Raw genomic sequence first — 19,638 nt, 5'->3', positions numbered from 1 at the left:
GGGTACAACAGTCCTGCGGCCCGCGAGGACCGTCGACGTTTCTCCTGCTGCAATACCTTTGCCCGCCCTGACCGGGGCGGGTTCTTTTTGCCCAGGCGTCCGGTCGCTCCGTCTTTTAAATCGTATGAGGATGAGGAAATGAACACCCCGCTGCGCAATCTGCTGACCGTATGTGTGCTGTCGACCGGACTGGCCTCCCTGGCCTGGGCCGACGGCCAGCCCGTGCTGACCAAACCGATCCCGAAAACACCGATGGCCTGCGGGGTCTACGGACTGACGGTCGAACCGGCTGCGCGCGTGCCGCTGAAGGTGGAGCCGCTGACCAAGGCGGCATTTGCGCCGTATGGCGACGTGATCGAACCGGCATCGGCCAGCAAGACCTATCCGATCAACAATGGCGAGACCATGCGCTACCACGACATGGCCGCCATCCAGGCCAATGGCAGCAATGCCAGACCGATCGTCAGCATCTTCGAGTCGAAGCCGGTACGCGGCAGCATCAATGTCCACCTGCTGGAACGGCACCCGTATGGCAGCCAGGCCTTTGTTCCGCTGGACGGGCAGACCTTCCTGGTAGTGGTGGCGGCGCCGGGCGACAAGCTCGACCCGTCGACGATCAAGGCCTTCATCACCGATGGCAAGCAGGGCGTGAACTACCACGCCGGGGTCTGGCACCATCCGGTGCTGACGCTTGGCAAGACCACGAACTACCTGATTGTCGACCGCAGCGGCGATGAGCCGAACTGCCAGGAAATCGGCATGCCGAAAACCTACATGCTGGGTCGCTACTGAGCGCGGGCCGGTTGGTCGGGCGGTTTTCCCGTCCACCGGCGCCCGGCTTCCTGCTATGGTCGGGACGTTTCTTCACCCACAGAGAGGACGTCCCGATGTCGCAGCCCGAACCGCATGATCCCGATTGCCTGTTCTGCCGTGTCGCCCGTGGCGACATCCCGGTGCATACCGTGTACGAGGATGAACAGATCCTGGTCTTTCCCGATCGCGCGCCGATCGGTCCCGGCCATCTGCTGATCCTGGCCAAGGGCCACTATCCGTATTTCGAGGACCTGCCGCCGGCGCTGGCGGCGCATATCGTGCAGACCGGCCAGCACTATGCGCGGTGGATGAAGACGCACTACGGTGTGGAACGGGTCGGCTTCTTCTTTACCGGCATCCATGTACCACACACCCACGGCCACGTGGTGCCGATGTTTACCCGCAATGACCTGACCTCGCCGGCCTATATCGTCGAGCGCGACCTGACGTTCAGGACGCCGGACATTCTCGATGACGGCGCGCTGGCGCAGACCGCCGCCCTGTTGCGCGGCGCCGGCGACCCGCCTGTCTCATGCTAGTCACGCCGGCGGGAAACGCACGCTGACACACAGGCCGATGCCGTCTGTACCGCTGTCCAGGCGCAGGCTGGCCTGGTGCAGCGTGGCGATGGTCTTGACGATGGCCAGACCGAGCCCGCTGCCGATGGTCTGCTGGCTGTGCGCGACCCGGTAGAAGCGGTCCAGCACGCGTTCGCGCTCGTCGACCGGAATACCGCAGCCGGTATCGCGCACGACCAGCTGCGGGCAGCCGTCGACCCGCTCGGCGGCGACATCGACCCGGCCGCCGGGCGGGGTATGGTGCAACGCGTTGTCGACCAGATTGTTGAGCAGGATGCGCAGCTGTTGCGGGTCGGCCTGCAGCGTGACCGGTTCCCGGACCTCGGCGCCGAGGTCGATCCCGGCCTGCACTGCCTGTGCGCTGGCCATGGCGACGACCGAACGCGCCAGCTCGGCCAGGTCGACGGTTTCCAGGCGCAGGCTGCCGCCGTCGGGTTCCAGCCGTGACAGATCCAGCAACTGGTTGACCAGATGGCCGGCCCGGGCGACGCCGGCGGCCAGATCCTCGGCCGCTGCCTGCCGGTCGCCGGCACTGTGCGCCTGCTGCAACAGGCGAAGTTGCAATTTCATTGCGGTAATCGGCGTGCGCAGCTCATGCGCGGCATCGGCGATAAAACAGCGCTGCCGGTCCAGCACCTGGTCCAGCCGTGCCATCAGACTGTTGATGGCGCTGACCAGCGGATGGACCTCGTGCGGCAGCTCGTCCAGCGGCAGCGGGGTCAGCGAGGCGGCGCTGCGCGCGGCCACCTCGTCGGCGGTCTGCTGCAGCGGGTACAGGCCGCGGCGCAGCGACACGTACAGCAGTACGGCAATCAGCAGGACCAGCAGGATCAGGATGGCGATCAGCTTGATCGCCACTTCCACTGCCACATCGCTGCGCAGCGACACCCGCTGCGCCGCCTGGGCCACGCCACGCTCGGTGACGATGGTGTAGATGCGCCATTGCTCCCAGCCGAGGAAGGTGGTCGAGATGCCGTCGCTGTGACGCAGGGGGATATGGACGTCGGGTTCGGTACTGAAGATGCGGGTGCCGTCGGCGGCCCAGGCCTGGGTCACGAAGTCGAATTGCTGGTGCGCTTCGAGAATGGGCGCCAGCCGGATCGGCTGGCGCAGGTGTTCGGTGTTCGGCTGGTACGGATAGGTGGCGACGGCCAGCGCGACCTGCTTCAGGTTTTCGTCGAAGACCTCGTTCAGCTCCTCGAGCAGGAACAGATAGACGCTGAACAGCAGCAGCAGCGCGCCGAGGCTCAGCGCGCCCAGTACCCACAGTTGCAGATGGCGGTGCAGCGAGCGCACCTCAGACCTCCGCAACCCGGTAGCCGACGCCGCGCACGTTGACGATGATGTCCGGCCCGAGTTTCTTGCGCAAATGGTGCAGATAGACCTCGATCACGTTGCTGCCGATCTCGTCGCCCCAGCCGTAGATCGATTCTTCCAGCTTTTCCCGCGACAGGACCGCGCCCGGGCGCTGCATCAGCGCGGCCAGCAGTGCGTACTCGCGGGCGGACAGCGCAACCGGCTGATCGTGCAGGCGCACGGTCTTCTCGACCAGATCGAGGGTCAGCGCACCATGGCGGATGGCGGAGTCGGCATTGCCGGAATGACGGCGGTGCACGGCATGAATGCGGGCGATCAGCTCGTCGAGATCGAACGGCTTCAGTACGTAGTCGTCGGCGCCGGCATTCAGTCCGGCGATGCGATCGGCGACCGCATCCCGTGCCGTCACCACCAGTACCGGCAGCTTGTTGCCCTGGCGGCGCGCGCCAAGCAGTACCGACATGCCGTCCTGCTGTGGCAGGCCCAGATCGAGCAGCATCAGGTCGTAGACCGGCTGCGTCAGCGCCAGCGCGGCGGCACGGCCGTCCTGCACCCAGTCGACGGCGAAGCCGGCATGCTCCAGCCCGGCCTTCACCGCCTTGCCAATCATGGCATCGTCTTCCACCAGCAGTATCCGCATACGCCCCTTTCCGGGCCGCTTCAGACCCTGACGGCGCTATCGTAAATCCTCAGCACGCGGCTGGATATACGCAGGTCACTCCAGGTGCGGCATTTCCATGCCAGGAAGGCGCCGGCAATCGACACCGGCAAGGCAGCGGCGATGTCGAACGGAAAGTGGACGCCAAGATAGACCCGGCTCCAGCCGACCAGCAGGCCCAGTGTCAGCAGCGGAAAGCCGAAAATGGCCAGCCGGCGGGTGAAGAAGGCGGCGCCCGCAATGCTCCAGACGAAGGTGGTATGGCTGCTGGGCAGGCTGGAACTGGGACCGTGCGCCAGGTATTGCTGGCCCAGGTGCAGCACGAAGGGGCGCGGGTGCGGAAAGCTCAGGCGGACCAGATGGGCAATCAGCATCGAGATCGCCATCGCATACAGCATCTGCAGCAGGTCGCGCCGGCCTTCGGTGCCTTCACGCATCCAGATGACCGCCATCAGCAGTGGCACCAGATAACCGGCATAGCGGGCCAGGAACAGGGACAGCAGCAACGGAATGCCGTTCAGGCCGGGAGCGGCATTGATCAGCAGAAACAGGTGTTCGTTCATCCACGGCCTCGTGTCGTCGATAGTGGGGGGCCGGATTCGGGCCACCCTGTGGACACATGCTCGTGAATATGTACTTAATCCGGACTTAAACGGATTGTCATTGCCCGCTGCGCCTGATTTGCCAGTGAAACAGGGCCACTCATTTGACCCTGCCCATGGTGCGGGAATGCGCACGGCGAGATAATCCCCTCTTTTTTGTGCGCGCCGCGCCCGAATGAGGTCACGCTAAGAACCGACATGTCCGACATCGCTTTATTGTTCCGTTTTCGTCCCCGCCTGCTTTCCACCCTGCGCGGCTACAACCGCGCGTCGCTGCGCGACGACACACTGGCCGGCCTGACCGTCGGCATTGTCGCCCTGCCGCTGGCCATGGCGTTTGCCATTGCGTCCGGGGTCAGCCCGCAGTCGGGGATCTTTACCGCCATCATTGCCGGCTTCATCGTGTCCGCGCTGGGCGGGACCCGGGTCTGCATCGGCGGTCCGACCGGCGCCTACATCGTCATCCTGTTCGGCATCGTCAGCAAATACGGGTTTACCAATCTGATGCTGTGTACCTTCATGGCCGGCGTGCTGCTGGTGCTGATGGGCATGCTGCGACTGGGGCAGGTGATCAAGTACTTCCCTATGCCACTGGTGATCGGCTTCACCAACGGTATTGCGGTGATGATCTTCTTTACCCAGCTAAAGGATTTCTTCGGCCTGCAGGTCGCGATGCCGTCCGGCTTCTTCCCGACCATGGCGACGCTGCGCACGCATATCCAGGACTTCCAGCCGGTCACGCTGGCGCTGGCCGGCGCCTCGCTGGCACTGATTCTGGCCTGGCCGAAAAAGCTGAACAAATACCTGCCATCGCCGTTCGTGGCGCTGCTGACGGCGACCGTGGTCGCTGCACTGTTCTCGCTGCCGGTGGAAACCATCGGCAGCAAGTTCGGCGGCATTCCGCAGGGGCTGCCGGACTTCCAGCCGCTGCATTTCGATCCGGCCAGCTTCTCCGAACTGCTGGCGCCGGCCTTCACCATCGCCCTGCTCGGGGCGATCGAGTCGCTGCTGTGCGCGGTGGCGGCGGACCAGATGATCGGCGACAAGCATGACTCCAACCAGGAACTGATCGCCCAGGGCATCGCCAATATGGTGGTGCCGTTCTTCGGCGGCATTCCGGCGACCGGTGCCATTGCCCGGACCGGTACCAATATCCAGAACGGCGGCCGCTCGCCGGTGGCCGGCATCGTGCATGCGCTGCTGCTGCTCGGTGTGGTGCTGGTGGCGGCGCCACTGGCGCAGTACATCCCGCTGGCGGTGCTGGCGGCGATCCTGATCGCGGTGTCACTGCGCATGGGCGACTGGAACTGGCGCGAATTCTCGACCTACCCGTGGCGCGACCTGGTGGTGATGGCCGTCACCTTCGTGCTGACCGTGGTGTTCGACCTGACCATCGCCGTCGAGATCGGCCTGCTGCTGGCCGCCGTATTCTTTATCCAGCGCATGGCCGGTGCCTCGGTCATCGCCCGACTGCGGCCCGAGCACGCGCGGCTGTTCGAGCGCCATTCGATCAGCGGCAAGACCCTGCCGGCAGGGGTGGCGGCATTCCGGGTCGAGGGGGCGCTGTTCTTCGGTGCCGCTGACCGGCTGGATGCGCTGCTGGCCGAAGCCGACGACGCGCAGATCATCATCCTGCAGCTGCACCGCATGGTGCTGCTCGATGCGACCGGCCTGATGGCGATCGGTGCGCTGAACGACAAGCTGGCCGAGGAAGGGCGCACGCTGATCCTGTGTGGTGCCGGCGGCGAGGCCGCGCGCCGGCTGACCCGGGCGCAGCCGCACATGCACATGCGGGACGACAATGTGCAACCGGACCTGGTGGCCGCCATCCTGCGGGCGGAAGCCGTGCAGGCCGAGCAGCCCAAAGCCCCGCTGATGGCGATCTGACCGGTGCTGGTCATGACCGGACGCCGCTGGCGAGTCAGACTGTCCCGCTGGATGCCGGGCCTGCCCGAGCTGCTGGCCTATCCGCGTTCGGCCTGGCGCCAGGATCTGGCCGCTGGCCTGTCGGTCGCCGCCGTGGCGCTGCCGGTCGGCGTTGCCTATGCGCAGCTGGCCGGTTTCAGTCCGGTGGCCGGCCTGTACAGTTCGATGCTGCCGATGGTGGTGTATGCGCTGTTCGGTTCGTCGCGGCAGCTGATCGTCGGGCCGGACGCCGCCACCTGCGCGATGATTTCGGCCACGCTGATTCCGCTGGCGGCCGGCAATGCCGCGCTGTATCAGTCGCTGGCCATTTCGCTGACGCTGTTTACCGGGCTGTTCTGCCTGCTGGCGAGCCGTTTCCGGCTCGGCTTTCTGGCGGATTTCCTGTCACGGCCGATTCTGGCCGGGCTGCTGAACGGGGTGGCGATCAACATCATCATCGGCCAGCTGGGCAAGGTCAGCGGCCTGTCGCTGACCGGCAAGGATGCAATCGGGCAGTTGCTGTCGCTGTACCGGCAGTGGTCATCGGCCAGCCTGGTGACGCTCGGGGTGTCGGTGTTCACGCTGCTGGTCTATGCGTGGGTGGCGCGGCGCTGGCCGCGCTCGCCGGCGGCACTGGTGGCGATGGTGGCGGCGACCGCGCTGTCCTGGGGCATGGACCTGTCGCGCTACGGCGTGTCGCTGGTCGGCGTGGTGCAGGCCGGCTTCCCGCCGCTGCGCTGGCCGGCCATGCCGCACGAAGCGCTCGGCACGCTGGTCCCGGCCGCGGCGGCGCTGGCGCTGATCAGCTTTTCCAGCGCCATGCTGACCGGCCGCAGCTTTGCGGCCAAGAATGGCTACGACATCGACGCCGACCGCGAATTCCGCGCCCTTGGCGTGGCCAATGTGGTGTCGGCGATGTCGCAGGGCTTTGCCATCAGCGGTGCGGACTCGCGCACCGCCGTCAACGATGCGGCCGGTGGCCAGACGCGCATGGTATCGCTGGTGGCCGCTGCCGCCATTCTGGTAGTGCTGCTGCTGTTTACGCCGGTGCTGGCCTGGCTGCCGATCGCGTCGCTGGGCGCCATTCTGGTGGCGTCGGCGATCGGCCTGATGAACCTGCCGGGGCTGCTGCTGCTGCGACGCATCGACCGGGCCGAATTCCATATCGGACTGATCACGCTGGTCGGCGTGCTGCTGATCGGCGTGATGCCGGGCATCGTACTGGCGGTGACGCTGGCGCTGCTGCGCTTTCTGCTCAAGGTGTCGCGGCCGGCCGATCATCTGCTGGGCCGCATGCCGGGCAGTGACGGCTTCTACGAACTGACCGACTATCCGAACGCGCGCAGTGTGCCGGGGCTGATGCTGTTCCGCTTCGAGTCGCCGCTGATCTTTTTCAATGCCGACTACTTCCGCCGCCGGGTGCTGGAACTGGTCGAGCGGGCCGACGAGCCGGTGCGCTGGGTGGTGATCGACGCGCTGTCGATCGGCGATGTCGACTATACCGGGGCCCTGGCGGTCGGCGAGCTGTGCAAGGCGCTGGCCGAGAAGGGCGTAGTGCTGGCGATGGCCGGGCGCATGGGGGAATTCATGAGCCGCATGAGCACGCACGGCGTGACGCCGGACCAGACCGGCCTGCGCTTTTTCCCCAACCGCAGCGCGGCGCTGGCGGCGTTCCACATGGAGGTGGGCGCCGGCGACTGACCCCCCTTCCGGCACGGTCGCTCGCGCCGGAAGGGAATCCGTTACAATCACAGCCATTCCGTATTTCGCACAGCGCCACCCTGGCGCTGCGCCCATTGACGTTGATTATCGAAGCCATGAGCCACAATGACCATTCCGCCCCGGCCACGCCGGAGGTGAAGCATTTCATCAAATCCATCATCGAGGCGGACCTGGAAAGCGGCAAGCGTGACCATGTCGCCACCCGTTTCCCGCCCGAACCGAACGGTTATCTGCACGTCGGGCACGCCAAGTCGATCTGCCTGAACTTCGGCATTGCCGACGAGTTCGGCGGCAGCTGCAAGCTGCGCATGGACGATACCAATCCCGAGAAGGAAAACGACGAGTACGTGCAGGCGATCCAGCGTGACATCACCTGGCTCGGTTTCCACTGGGACGGCGCGGTCCGGTTCGCTTCCGACTATTTCGAGCAGCTGTACCAGTACGCCGAAGCGCTGATCATGGCCGGCAAGGCCTTTGTCGATGACCTGAACGCCGAGCAGATGCGCGAATACCGCGGCTCGCTGACCAGCCCGGGGCGCGAAAGCCCGTACCGCACGCGTTCGGTCGAGGAAAACCTCGACCTGTTCCGCCGCATGCGGGCCGGCGAGTTTGCCGACGGTGCCAAGACGCTGCGGCTGAAGATCGACATGGCGTCGGGCAACGTGAACCTGCGCGACCCGGTGATCTACCGCATCCGTCGTGCCCACCATCACCGGACCGGCGACACGTGGTGCATCTACCCGATGTATGACTACACGCACTGCATCTCCGACGCGATCGAAGGCATTACCCACTCGCTGTGCACGCTGGAGTTCGAAGACCACCGTCCGCTGTACGACTGGGTGCTCGACAATCTCGATATCGAACATCACCCGCAGCAGATCGAGTTCTCGCGACTGGAACTACTGTCGACCATGACCTCCAAGCGCAAGCTGAACCAGCTGGTGACCGAAGGCCTGGTCGGCGGCTGGGACGATCCGCGCATGCCGACCATTTCCGGCATGCGTCGCCGTGGCTACACGCCGGGCGGGATTCGCCTGTTCGCACAGCGGATCGGCATTTCCAAGAGCGAGAACGTGGTCGACCTGTCGGTGCTGGAAGGCGCCGTGCGGGAAGACCTGGAAAATGCGTCGCCGCGGGTGATGGCGGTGCTGGACCCGATCAAGGTCACGCTGAGCAATTTCCAGGACGGCGTGACCGCATCGCGCAGCGCGCCGTTCCATCCGCATCATCCCGAGTTCGGCGAGCGCGACGTGCCGATCTCGCGCGAGATCTGGATCGACCGCGACGATTTCGCCGAAGTGCCGCCGCCGAAGTGGCAGCGGCTGACGCCGGGCGGCGAAGTCCGCCTGCGCTACAGCTACGTGATCAAGTGCGACGAGGTGATCAAGGACGCCGACGGCCGCGTGGTTGAACTCAAGTGCTCGATCGACCCGGATACGCTGGGTCAGAACCCGGTCGGTCGCAAGGTCAAGGGTGTGATCCACTGGGTCAGCGCCGGGCACGCGGTCGAGGCCGAGGTGCGGCTGTACGACCGCCTGTTCACCGAAGAGCGTCCGGATGCGGTGCGCGGCGAGGACGGCCAGTATGTCGATTTCACCCGGTTCCTGAATCCGGCATCGCTGCGCACGGTGACCGGCTTTATCGAAGCCTGCGTGAAAACGGCCGAGCCGGAGACGCGTTACCAGTTCGAACGCGTCGGTTATTTTGTTACCGACCGTATCGACCATGTACCGGGTGAGCGCGTGGTGTTCAACCGCACCGTCAGCCTGCGCGATACCTGGTCGAAATAGGCCGGAAAAGCGGGATACCCGGGCGGGCGGCGGGCCCGCCCGCCCGGGTAACATGCATAGCCAATATAAAACAATCAGTTATGAACCTGCGGGGCAATGCTGATACAATTCCTGTCTTTCCGAGACCGAATTGCTCCTTAAAACCCATGTCCCGCAATCTCCGCAACATCGCCATCATTGCTCACGTCGACCACGGCAAAACCACGCTGGTCGACAAGCTGCTGCATCAGGCAGGCACCTTCCGCGACAACCAGCACATCGCCGAGCGCGTCATGGACTCGAACGATCTCGAGCGTGAACGCGGCATTACCATTCTGGCCAAGAACACCGCCGTTGATTACAACGGCACCCATATCAATATCGTCGACACCCCGGGACACGCCGACTTCGGTGGTGAAGTGGAACGCGTGCTGGGCATGGTGGACGGTGTCGTGCTGCTGGTCGACGCGCAGGAAGGCCCGATGCCGCAAACGCGCTTCGTGACCAAGAAAGCGCTGGCACTGGGGCTGAAGCCGATTGTGGTGATCAACAAGATCGACCGTCCGGGCGCCCGTCCGAACTGGGTGATCGACCAGACCTTCGACCTGTTCGACAAGCTCGGCGCGACCGAAGAACAGCTCGACTTCCCGGTGGTGTATGCCTCGGGCCTGAACGGCTTCGCCAAGCTGGAACTCGCCGACGAGTCCGACGACCTGCGTCCGCTGTTCGAAACCATTCTGCGCCACGTCGAACCGCCGAAGGGCAACCCGGACGAACCGCTGCAACTGCAGATCTCCGCGCTCGACTACTCGACCTACACCGGTCGCATCGGTGTGGGCCGCATCGCCCGCGGCCGCGTCAAGCCGGGCCAGCAGGTCGTGGTCATGGCCGGTGTCGACGGTACGCCGAAGACCGCCAAGATCAACCAGGTGCTCGGCTTCCAGGGCCTCGAGCGCGTGCTGGTCGATCAGGCTGAAGCCGGCGACATCGTGCTGATCAACGGTATCGAGGATATCGGTATCGGCGTCACCCTGTGCGACCGGGAAAACCCGGAAGCGCTGCCGATGCTGAGCGTGGACGAACCGACGCTGACCATGAACTTCCAGGTGAACTCCAGCCCGCTGGCCGGCACCGAAGGCAAGTTCGTGACCTCGCGCCAGCTGCGTGACCGCCTGCAGAAGGAACTGCTGACCAACGTCGCGCTGCGCGTCGAGGACACCGGCGATGCCGACGTGTTCCTGGTTTCCGGCCGTGGTGAACTTCACCTGACCATTCTGCTGGAAAACATGCGTCGTGAAGGTTACGAACTTTCGGTGTCCAAGCCGCGTGTTGTGGTCAAGGAAATCGACGGCGTGAAGTGCGAGCCGTATGAAATGCTGACCGTGGATGTCGAAGACGACACCCAGGGTGGCGTGATGGAAGAACTCGGTCGCCGTCGCGGCGAACTGCAGGACATGGTCAGTGACGGCAATGGCCGTACCCGCCTCGAATACCGCATCCCGGCCCGTGGCCTGATCGGTTTCCAGGGCGAGTTCCTGACCATGACCCGCGGCACCGGCCTGATGGCCCACGTGTTCGACGAATACGCACCGATGAAGGCCGACATGCCGGGACGTCGCAACGGCGTGCTGATCAGCCAGGAAAACGGCGAAGCCGTGGCCTATGCGCTGTGGAACCTGGAAGATCGCGGCCGCATGTTCGTGGTCCCGGGCGAGCGCCTGTACGAAGGCATGATCATCGGCATTCACTCGCGTGAAAACGACCTGGTGGTCAACCCGATCAAGGGCAAGAAGCTGACCAACGTGCGCGCGTCGGGTACCGACGAAGCCGTGCGTCTGACCACGCCGATCCGCCTGACGCTGGAATACGCCGTCGAGTTCATCGACGACGACGAACTGGTGGAAATCACCCCGCAGTCGATCCGTATCCGCAAGCGTTTCCTGAACGAGCAGGATCGCAAGAAGTCGCTGCGCGGCCTGCTGTAAGCTGCTGGCCAGTGCCAGGCGCCTCCGGGCGCCGGCGACAGGCAAAATCCCCGTCACGGATCACCGTGGCGGGGATTTTTTCAGGCTGGCCGGGGGGAATCAGCGCAGCACGGCCAGCAGGAAGTCGGCAATGTCGTCCAGCTCTTCCGGGCAGACCGTGTGTGGCATCGGGTACGAATGCCATTGCAGCGGGTAGCCGGCCGCCTGCAGCGCGTCTGCCGCCGTGCGACCGAGGCTGGACGGGACGACATCGTCGTCGTCGCCATGGCCGGCGAATACCGGCGTGGACAGGTTCAGCGGGCTGCGGTTGGCCGCCAGCCAGCTGCGGTCGGGCAGGTAGGTCGACAGGCCGATGACGCCGGCCAGACGCTCGTCATGGCTGAGACCGGCCATGTAGGCAATGACGCCACCCTGCGAGAAGCCGGCCAGCACGATATTGCCGCTCGGCACGCCACGGGCCTTCTCCTGTTCGATCAGGGCATTGACCAGCTCGCGGGTGTGCAGGATGCCCTGCAGGTCGACCTGGCGCTGATCGCCATCAATGGACAGGATGTCGTACCAGGCGCGCATGACATGGCCGTTGTTCAGTGTGACCGGGATCAGCGGCGCATGGGGAAACACGAAACGGATCACCGGCAGGCCGGGGCGGATCAGCGCGGGCACCACCGGCTCGAAATCGTGTCCGTCGGCCCCCAGTCCATGCAACCAGATGACACTGTGCGCTGGCGACGGGCCAGTCAGGACTTCGACGCAATCCGGCAGTTCGATGGCAGACATCAGTTCTCCAGTCGGTAATGAAAACGGCGCCGGTTGCTGCCGGCGCCGTCGAACGGCGGGTTTCCGTTCGAAGGTCGGACACCGCATGCGTCATGCTCATGCCATGTCGACCTTATCTTACCTCAGTCAGCCGATGATGTCGGCTTCAGGCAACCCTTACTTGGCCGGGGCGTCGCCGCCCACGGTTTCCAGCGTTTCCCACTTGCCGCCCTTGACCTGGAACACGGTCACGGCGCCGTTCTTGATGTCGCCCTTGTCGTCGAAGGCGATGGTGCCGGTCACGCCCTTGTAGTCGGTCTTCGGCAGCTCGGCGATGTACTTGGCCGGGTCGGTCGAGTTCGCGCGCTTCATGGCGGCCACCAGCAGCTTGGTTGCGTCATAGGCATACGGCGAGTAGATCTGGACTTCGCCATACTTGGCCGCGAACTTCTCGTTGAACGACGCGAAGCCCGGCATCTTGTCCTTCGGCATGCCGACCGACGACGCGTACACGCCCTCGGCGGTATCGCCGGCCAGCTTCAGGAACTCCGGCGACTGCAGGCCGTCGGCGCCGAGCAGCTTGCTCTTCATGCCGAGCTTGTTCATCTGCTTGGCCAGCGGGCCGCCCTGGGCATCCATGCCGCCGTAGAACACCAGGTCCGGCTTCGCCCCCTTGATCGAGGTCAGGATGGCCATGAAGTCGGTGGCGGTGTTGGTGGTGAACTCGCGCTTGACGACCTTGGCGCCCTTGGCTTCCGCCGCCTTGACGAACTCGTCGGCAATGCCCTGACCATAGGCGGTGCGGTCGTCAATGACGGCCACGGTCTTGGCGGCCTGCTTGTCGACGGCAAATGCGCCCAGCGCCTTGCCCTGCTGGACGTCGTTGGCGATGTCACGGTAGGTGGTCTTGAAACCCTGCGTGGTGTAGCCGGGGTTGGTCGAGGCCGGGGAGACCTGCGGAATGCCGGCGTCGGCATAGATCTTCGAGGCCGGAATCGACGTGCCCGAGTTCAGGTGGCCGATGATGCCGACGACCTTCTTGTCGACCAGGCGCTGGGCGACCTGGGTAGCGATCTTCGGGTCGGCCTGATCGTCTTCCGATTCGACTTCGAACTTCACCTTCTTGCCGTCGATGGTCGTGCCTTCGGCATTGATTTCATCGACCGCCAGCTTGACGCCCGACTCGATGTCCTTGCCGAGGTGGGCGATCGGGCCGGTCAGCGGGGCCACGGTACCGATCTTGACGACGGTTTCTTCCGCTGCCGCCGGTGCGGCGCTGCCCTGGTCGGCAGCTTTCGGTGCTTCGGTCTTTTGACCGCAGGCGGCCAGCGTGGCAATGGCGGCGGCAATCAAACTCAGACGCGCATAGTTCATGAAAGTGTTTCCCCTGATCGTTTTGCAAAGTTTCTGATTTTGTCTAGGCGATGAATCGCGTGTTATTTACTTTTGGGTAACCGCGTTCTCACACCATAGCGTTTTTGATTATGGTTACGGCATTTGCGAGTGTCAACGCGCTTTTTGCACTATTTTTCAGCGATTCGGAAAAGAAAAAACGGCACTTTTATAGTGCCGTTTTTTTTCTTTAATTATCAGTATGGAACAGTTATTGGCTCTTTTCCGGTGCATTTGCTGCACTGCCGCCCACCACGTCCACCACTTCCCATTTGCCGGCCTTGACCTGATAGACGGTCACGGCAGCGTTCTTGCGGTCGCCCTTGTTGTCGAAGGCAATGTCGCCGGTGGCACCGCTATATTGGGTTTGTGCCAAGGCAGGCAGGTATTTGGCCGGATCGACCGAATCGGCTTTCTTCATCGCTTCGATCAGCACCTTGGCCGAGTCGTACGCATAAGTCGCGTACATCTGGATTTCCTGCTTGTACTTGGCCTTCAGCTTGTCGGCAAAGGCGGTATAGCCCGGCTGCTGGTCCTTCGGGGCACCGGCCTGGGTCGAGAACTGGCCTTCGGCTGCATCGCCGGCCAGTTGCAGGAACACCGGCGATTGCAGGCCGTCGCCGCCGATCAGGCGCGACTTGATGCCGAGCTTCTGCATCTGGCGCGCCATCGGGCCGCCCTGGGCATCCATGCCGCCGTAGAAGATTGCATCCGGGTTCACGCCCTTGATCGAGGTCAGGATGGCGGTGAAGTCGGTCGCCTTGTCGTTGGTGAACTCGCGTTTGACGATGTCGGCACCGAGCGCCTTGGCGGCTTTCTCGAACTCGTCGGCCAGACCCTGGCCGTAGGCGGTGCGGTCATCGATGATGGCCAGCTTCTTCATGCCGAGCTTGTTCACCACGTAATTGGCGATGGCCTTGCCCTGCTGGGAGTCGTCGGCGATCAGTCGGAACGCGGTCTTGAAGCCCTGGGCGGTGTAGGCCGGGTTGGTCGACGACGGCGTGATCTGCGGGATGCCGGCGTCAGCGTAGATCTTGGATGCGGTGATGGTCGGGCCGGAAGTCAGGTGGCCGACGATGCCGGCAATCTTCTGGTCGACAAAGCGCTGGGCAACCTGGGTGGCGGCCTTCGGGTCGCCCTGGTCGTCTTCGCTGACCATTTCGAACTTCACCTTCTGACCGCCAATGGTCAGGTGTTCGGCGTTGGCTTCGTCCAGCGCAATGGCGACGCCGTACTCGGTATCCTTGCCGATATGGCCGATCGGGCCGGACAGCGGGGCGGCATGGCCGATCTTGACCACGGTTTCGGCGGGCGCGGCGGCAGCCTGGTCCTTCGGTTGTTCGGCTTTCTGACCGCAGGCGGTCAAGGCGACCGCGACGGCGGACGCGAGCAAGAGGCGGCGTGCTTGCATGGGTACAACTCCTGATTATGCGAATCTTCGGGTTCTGCGGCCGGCTCTGAAAGGCCGGTCAGTATCAGCGAGTATCTGGAAGGCGGATTTCCATGTCAAAGTGCTGGCGCGGGATAAATCCGCGTACTTTCCGCCATTGATAATTGAATGTGCTGGCGTTGTTCCTGCTGGCGGCACGGACTGTCAATCCGGGACGTGATTTGGGGTGAAGACGTGCTTTCTGCATGAAATTCCGTCAATACTGGCATTTGATTGCGCCTGGCGTTGCCGGCGGCGGTGAAATTGGAACAAACAGGAAGCCGAAGCGTTCGGCGGTATCATGTCACTCTTTATAGACGAAAGTATGGCATGCAGATCTGGGTCGATGCGGATGCCTGTCCGGTCGTGGTCAAGGACATGCTGTTCCGGGCAGCGGAACGGTCGCAGGTGACGGTCACGCTGGTGGCCAACCGGTTGTTACGCACGCCGCCTTCACGCCATGTGCGGGCCATGCAGGTGCCGGCAGGCTTCGATGTGGCCGATCAGCGCATTGTCGAGCTGGCCGAGGCCGGCGATCTGGTCATTACCGCCGATATTCCACTGGCGGCCGGTGCGCTGGAGAAGGGCGCACAGGTGCTCGACCCGCGTGGAGAGTGGTTCGATGCCGGCACGATCGCCGAGCGGCTGACCCTGCGTGCGGTGATGGAGCAGTTGCGGGCAAGCGGTATCGAGACCGGGGGACCGGACCCGTATAGCGCCCGTGACGGCAAGGCGTTTGCCGGGCAGCTGGACCGCTGGCTCGCGCGGGTCAGCAAGCTGCCGCCCGCGTGATGAGAGTGCTTACTGCGGTGCTTCGTCTTCCGGCACGCCAAGGGCGAGAATCAGCTTGCTGCCATTGGACGTCAGTGCGAAGCGGCGTTCGACGACAATCAGTTCCACCGGCTGGTCATCCGGGTAGAAATACAGCAGGTCGCCCTGGGCCGGAACGGGGAAGCCTTCCGGCAGCAGGAAATCCTCGCCGAAGAGTTCGCTGAGTTCCTGCTTGCTGATGACTTCAAGGGCATCTTCCAGCAGCAGGAAGCTGATCGGGTTGCGGGTCATGTGGTGTCTTTCTTTTGCGTAAATGTTCGGGTACCTGGACAGGGTAGCACCTGTGCGTGCTCCGGTCTGGTGCAGACCCGGAAAATCGCTCGCGGCATGACTTTGTCACGGGCTTGCGCTGGCGCAGAACGTGGCGCAGCCAATGCCGGTAGAGTCCCGCCCCGCAGTACCGGAAAGCACTGATCCACTGCCGGTCAAAACAATGTGGCCGGTATTGTATTCGCGAGAAAACCTGTGGAAAGGAAGGCCAAATGGAGTTTTTTCATCAACGCCGCAGTCTGAATCAGGGGGACGCGGTCGTTGTTCGCTGCTCGCACAAGAGCAAGGTCAAACTCATTGACGATCCCAATTTTCGCGCCTTCGAATCCGGCCGGCGCTATCAGTATCTTGGTGACGAAACTGCACGACTGGAAACCCGCTTGGTAGTCCCGAACGGCGGTAACTGGAATATCGTCATCGACCTGAGTTTCCCCAATGTGCCGGTCACCCATTCGGTGCAGGTATTCCAGGCTGCCGCCAGCTATATACTGTAGCTTTATCCGCCGTCAGGCGACAGGGAATGGCAGCATGGACGTCGAAAAACTGCAGCGTGCGCTTGATGACTTTGCAGAAGCACGCAACTGGAGCCAGTTTCACAATCCGAAAAATCTGGTCATGGCCCTGTCGGTCGAATGCGCGGAACTGGTCGAGGAATTTCAGTGGCTGACGCCGGAGCAGGCTGAAAACGTGATGGCAGAGGCCGGGCAGGCCAGGCGGGTGCGTGAGGAAATGGCCGATATCACCCTGTACCTGCTGCGGCTGGCCGACCGGCTGGGGGTTGACCTGGAAGCGGCCTGCCATGACAAGATGGCAGGCAACGCCGCCAGGTACCCGGTAGACGCCTTCTATGGCTCGGCCCGCAAATACAATCGCTAGCGGGCGGGCAACCGGATCAGACGCGCGCCTTCGGCGTGCGGGCCTGGCAGGCTTCCAGCGCCGCGATGGTGCTGGGCTGCTTGCCGCTTTGCAGGCAGACCAGCTCGTCGGATTTCACCCGGACAAAGGCATTGGCAACCGGGATCACCAGCAGGCAGGATACGGAAACAACGGCGGCAATCAGAAGCTTCAGGACAGTCAGTGCGTTCATGGCTACACCTTAAATGAATGAAACGAGTTGTCGTGGATCAAATTTCGAGCATTCATTTTACTGCCTGAAGGCCGGCTGCGGGGAGTTTCTTCCCCGCGGCCCTGTTGTCGAGCTCCTGCTGTGACGGCAGCCGGTCGGGCATCGGTGTCGCTGGCGGGGTGAAGCAGAAGCGCTCGCCGGCGAAATCGAACAGTGCGCGCTCCAGCTTGTGCAGGAAGGCCAGGCCGAAGCGGGACGCACCGTCCGTTTCCTGAAACGCAAGGCCGTCAAAATGATGGCCGGCAATAACGATGTCCTTGACCCGGGCCAGCGCGCGCGGCCCCGCCGGCGCCCCGTCCTGGCCCAGGGTGCCGCGGTACACCACTTCCTTGCCGATCTGCTGCAGCGCACGCAGTTGATCGAGGTCCTGGCGCGACAGACTGCCGCTGAGGTCGCCGGTGTAGCCGGTATCCAGCGCGAACCAGCTCGGCTTGCCGGCGATCTCGACCCGCACGACCGCTGTACCGCTGGAACTGGTGCCGAGCGCCGTGCATGACATGCCGCCCGGCTGGCCTGCGAATGCCGGCGGCAGGCGGCGGTATCCCATCAGGCTGCCGAGCTGGCGTTCCCATACCCAGGTCTGCTTCGAGATGGCCGGCATGCCGATCACGCCGTCCACCGGGCGCCCCAGGGCGACGGCCGTTGCGCTCATGCTGATCGCCGGCGTGATGTCGGCCTGCGGGATGTCCCACTCCTGATAGCGGAGCGGCCGGGATCTGAAATAGGTGACCGGCAGCTCGCCATACAGACCGCCCACCGTGTCCGGCAGGCCGTCATGCTGCAGCCGCTCGCTGCCCGACAGCGGTTGCAGATGCCGGTGGGCAAGGTCCAGGTCCATGACCGTGCCGGCCGAGCCGGTATCGAACAGCAGGTGCAGTATTTTCTTGTCCCGCGCGACTTCCAGCATCAGCGGGTCATTCGGCGTCGTGCCGATGCGGATCACGGCGACCGGTTTGTCCGCGGAATCGCACGCGGACAAGGCGGGGCCGATCATGGCGAGGCCGCACGCCAAAGTGATTTTTCTCAGGCAGGCACTGCCCATTCGCAAGTTCTCCGTGACGGGTCATTCGCCTCGGGTGGGCCTGACCATCGATGGAGACAGGCTACGGGACGACTGTCGCCCGGCGCGAATCCCGCGACCGGGAACGGGCGCTGCTGTTGCGTCCTGCATACAGACGCGGCGGCTGGCAGGCGAGGGCGAGTGCAGCCAGCGCATGATGTACCCGGATATTGGATTGGCGGCTGGCGACAGCCTGCTGCGCTATCCTGCGATACTGTCGGCTGCCTTTCGCTCCGGAGAAATCGACCGTGTCCCGTTCCCAACGCCTGCTGGATCTGATGCAGTTATTGCGGCGGCACCGCTATCCGGTTACCGGCGCCGGACTGGCGGCGGAACTCGGCATCAGCCTGCGCACCCTGTACCGCGATATCGCCACGCTGCAGGAGCAGGGCGCCCATATCGACGGCGCACCCGGTCTCGGCTATGTGCTGCAGCCCGGCTTCATGCTGCCGCCCCTGATGTTTTCCGAGGACGAGGTCGAGGCGCTGGTGCTGGGGTCGCGCTGGGTTGCACAGCGCGGTGACAGGCGGCTGGGCGCTGCGGCCCGTGATGCCCTGGCCAAGATCGCCGCCGTCCTGCCGCCCGATCTGCGCGATACGCTGGATGCCTCCGCCCTGCTGGTCGGCCCTGGCCAGCCGACCGTGGCCGAGGACGGCGGGCTGGCGTTGATCCGGCAGGCCATCCGCTCCGAGCACAAGCTGGAGATCCGTTACCGGGATGTCGGCGGCGCCGAGTCGGTACGCACCATCTGGCCGTTTGCGCTCGGTTATTTCGATCGCGCCCGGGTCGTGGTCGCCTGGTGCGAGCTGCGGCAGACCTTTCGTCATTTCCGGGCTGACAGAATGATCGCGCTGGCCGACAGCGGGCAGCGCTATCCACGCCGGCGTCAGACGCTGTTGAAAACGTGGCGCGAGACCGAAGGCATTTCCACACAATGAGGTTTGCTGCTGACGGAAACTGTCAGCAGGGGGTGTTTACCATGGCGGACATCGGGCAGGGACATCGCCCTGCACCGATTTTTTCAACCCGTGGAGAATCCTCATGACCGACCCGAACCTTACCCTGCTGTACGTGGACAATCCGGCGGCCAGCGCCGGCTTCTATGCCGATCTGCTTGGCAAGCCCCCGGTCGAACAGTCGGCCACCTTTGCGCTGTTTGCGCTGGATTCCGGTGCCATGCTCGGGCTGTGGTCCCGGCACACGGTACGGCCCGCACCGGCGGCCGGGCCCGGCGCCGGGGAGCTGGCCTTCTCGGTCGAGGGCGTCGATGCCGTCCGCGCGATGCATGAAGACTGGATCCGGCGCGGACTGACCATCGTGCAGCCGCTGACCGACATGTCGTTCGGCCACACCTTCCTGGCGGTTGACCCGGACGGCCATCGGCTGCGGGTCTTCAACGCCAGTTGATGCCGGGGCCGGGCG

General features: G+C 64.1%; 20 protein-coding genes. 11 read left to right on the top strand and 9 right to left on the bottom strand.

Features of this window, described 5'->3' with window-relative positions; genetic code table 11:
* The first annotated feature begins 138 nt into the window (after positions 1 to 138).
* Complete coding sequence (locus tag DFO50_RS11705) at positions 139 to 792, top strand: ureidoglycolate lyase (protein ID WP_199489813.1); 654 nt, start codon at positions 139 to 141, stop codon at positions 790 to 792.
* Between the two features lie 95 nt (positions 793 to 887).
* Positions 888 to 1,352 carry an HIT family protein gene (locus tag DFO50_RS11700; protein ID WP_028499140.1) on the top strand — a complete coding sequence of 155 codons (465 nt, stop codon included), beginning with the start codon at positions 888 to 890 and terminating at the stop codon, positions 1,350 to 1,352.
* Here DFO50_RS11700 and DFO50_RS11695 read toward each other — a convergent pair whose 3' ends face one another.
* From DFO50_RS11695 to DFO50_RS11685, 3 genes are read right to left on the bottom strand one after another with little or no spacing between them, the layout of a single operon-like run.
* On the bottom strand, positions 1,353 to 2,687 hold the full coding sequence (locus DFO50_RS11695) for a HAMP domain-containing sensor histidine kinase (protein ID WP_028499141.1): 1,335 nt from the start codon (positions 2,685 to 2,687) through the stop codon (positions 1,353 to 1,355). It abuts the gene before it with no gap.
* A gap of 1 nt (position 2,688) precedes the next feature.
* The gene (locus tag DFO50_RS11690) at positions 2,689 to 3,348 is read right to left on the bottom strand and encodes a response regulator (protein WP_028499142.1); all 660 of its coding nucleotides are present in this window, start codon (positions 3,346 to 3,348) and stop codon (positions 2,689 to 2,691) included.
* Between the two features lie 20 nt (positions 3,349 to 3,368).
* Positions 3,369 to 3,929 (bottom strand): undecaprenyl-diphosphatase, encoded by a 561-nt coding sequence (locus DFO50_RS11685; RefSeq protein WP_112692543.1) that lies wholly within the window; start codon positions 3,927 to 3,929, stop codon positions 3,369 to 3,371.
* Positions 3,930 to 4,166: 237 nt separating this feature from the next.
* Between DFO50_RS11685 and DFO50_RS11680 the strand changes: the two genes are divergently transcribed.
* The 4 genes from DFO50_RS11680 (at position 4,167) to typA (ending at position 11,352) form a co-directional block, all read left to right on the top strand.
* On the top strand, positions 4,167 to 5,855 hold the full coding sequence (locus tag DFO50_RS11680) for a SulP family inorganic anion transporter (RefSeq protein WP_112692542.1): 1,689 nt from the start codon (positions 4,167 to 4,169) through the stop codon (positions 5,853 to 5,855).
* A gap of 12 nt (positions 5,856 to 5,867) precedes the next feature.
* Complete coding sequence (locus DFO50_RS11675) at positions 5,868 to 7,574, top strand: SulP family inorganic anion transporter (protein WP_146745062.1); 1,707 nt, start codon at positions 5,868 to 5,870, stop codon at positions 7,572 to 7,574.
* A 116-nt stretch (positions 7,575 to 7,690) separates the two neighbouring features.
* Positions 7,691 to 9,388, top strand: coding sequence for a glutamine--tRNA ligase/YqeY domain fusion protein (locus tag DFO50_RS11670; RefSeq protein ID WP_028499144.1), 1,698 nt, complete (start codon positions 7,691 to 7,693; stop codon positions 9,386 to 9,388).
* A 146-nt stretch (positions 9,389 to 9,534) separates the two neighbouring features.
* The gene (gene typA / locus DFO50_RS11665; protein ID WP_028499145.1) at positions 9,535 to 11,352 is read left to right on the top strand and encodes a translational GTPase TypA; all 1,818 of its coding nucleotides are present in this window, start codon (positions 9,535 to 9,537) and stop codon (positions 11,350 to 11,352) included.
* A gap of 99 nt (positions 11,353 to 11,451) precedes the next feature.
* Here typA and DFO50_RS11660 read toward each other — a convergent pair whose 3' ends face one another.
* The 3 genes from DFO50_RS11660 to DFO50_RS11650 form a co-directional block, all read right to left on the bottom strand.
* Positions 11,452 to 12,129, bottom strand: coding sequence for an alpha/beta hydrolase (locus tag DFO50_RS11660; protein ID WP_199489812.1), 678 nt, complete (start codon positions 12,127 to 12,129; stop codon positions 11,452 to 11,454).
* Positions 12,130 to 12,285: 156 nt separating this feature from the next.
* A complete protein-coding gene (locus tag DFO50_RS11655) occupies positions 12,286 to 13,482 on the bottom strand; it encodes a branched-chain amino acid ABC transporter substrate-binding protein (RefSeq protein ID WP_112692540.1) in 1,197 nt (398 codons plus the stop codon).
* 229 nt (positions 13,483 to 13,711) lie between these two features.
* Positions 13,712 to 14,911: a branched-chain amino acid ABC transporter substrate-binding protein gene (locus DFO50_RS11650; protein WP_028499148.1), complete on the bottom strand. Its 1,200-nt coding sequence runs from the start codon at positions 14,909 to 14,911 to the stop codon at positions 13,712 to 13,714.
* A 348-nt stretch (positions 14,912 to 15,259) separates the two neighbouring features.
* Here DFO50_RS11650 and DFO50_RS11645 point away from each other — a divergent pair, with 348 nt between their 5' ends.
* Positions 15,260 to 15,721, top strand: a complete 462-nt coding sequence (locus DFO50_RS11645) for a YaiI/YqxD family protein (protein ID WP_028499149.1) — start codon at positions 15,260 to 15,262, stop codon at positions 15,719 to 15,721.
* A 9-nt stretch (positions 15,722 to 15,730) separates the two neighbouring features.
* Here the strand turns inward: DFO50_RS11645 and DFO50_RS11640 are convergent, their stop codons facing one another.
* Positions 15,731 to 15,991: a hypothetical protein gene (locus DFO50_RS11640; protein WP_028499150.1), complete on the bottom strand. Its 261-nt coding sequence runs from the start codon at positions 15,989 to 15,991 to the stop codon at positions 15,731 to 15,733.
* 251 nt (positions 15,992 to 16,242) lie between these two features.
* Here DFO50_RS11640 and DFO50_RS11635 point away from each other — a divergent pair, with 251 nt between their 5' ends.
* Both DFO50_RS11635 and DFO50_RS11630 read left to right on the top strand, forming a co-directional pair.
* Entirely contained in the window at positions 16,243 to 16,524 is a 282-nt protein-coding gene (locus DFO50_RS11635; protein ID WP_028499151.1) for a DUF1883 domain-containing protein, read from the top strand.
* A 34-nt stretch (positions 16,525 to 16,558) separates the two neighbouring features.
* Complete coding sequence (locus DFO50_RS11630) at positions 16,559 to 16,906, top strand: nucleotide pyrophosphohydrolase (RefSeq protein ID WP_028499152.1); 348 nt, start codon at positions 16,559 to 16,561, stop codon at positions 16,904 to 16,906.
* Positions 16,907 to 16,922: 16 nt separating this feature from the next.
* Here the strand turns inward: DFO50_RS11630 and DFO50_RS11625 are convergent, their stop codons facing one another.
* Positions 16,923 to 17,117, bottom strand: coding sequence for a hypothetical protein (locus tag DFO50_RS11625; protein ID WP_028499153.1), 195 nt, complete (start codon positions 17,115 to 17,117; stop codon positions 16,923 to 16,925).
* A gap of 52 nt (positions 17,118 to 17,169) precedes the next feature.
* Complete coding sequence (locus DFO50_RS11620; RefSeq protein WP_028499154.1) at positions 17,170 to 18,150, bottom strand: hypothetical protein; 981 nt, start codon at positions 18,148 to 18,150, stop codon at positions 17,170 to 17,172.
* Positions 18,151 to 18,464: 314 nt separating this feature from the next.
* Here DFO50_RS11620 and DFO50_RS11615 point away from each other — a divergent pair, with 314 nt between their 5' ends.
* Both DFO50_RS11615 and DFO50_RS11610 read left to right on the top strand, forming a co-directional pair.
* Positions 18,465 to 19,154, top strand: a complete 690-nt coding sequence (locus DFO50_RS11615; RefSeq protein WP_028499155.1) for a YafY family protein — start codon at positions 18,465 to 18,467, stop codon at positions 19,152 to 19,154.
* Positions 19,155 to 19,257: 103 nt separating this feature from the next.
* Positions 19,258 to 19,623, top strand: a complete 366-nt coding sequence (locus DFO50_RS11610; RefSeq protein WP_028499156.1) for a VOC family protein — start codon at positions 19,258 to 19,260, stop codon at positions 19,621 to 19,623.
* Positions 19,624 to 19,638: the final 15 nt, after the last annotated feature.

It is taken from the genome of Microvirgula sp. AG722 (genome assembly GCF_003269145.1).
Classification (GTDB): domain Bacteria; phylum Pseudomonadota; class Gammaproteobacteria; order Burkholderiales; family Aquaspirillaceae; genus Microvirgula; species Microvirgula aerodenitrificans.
Note: the sequence above shows the minus strand (reverse complement) of the source record. Positions and strands in the feature narration are given on the sequence as shown.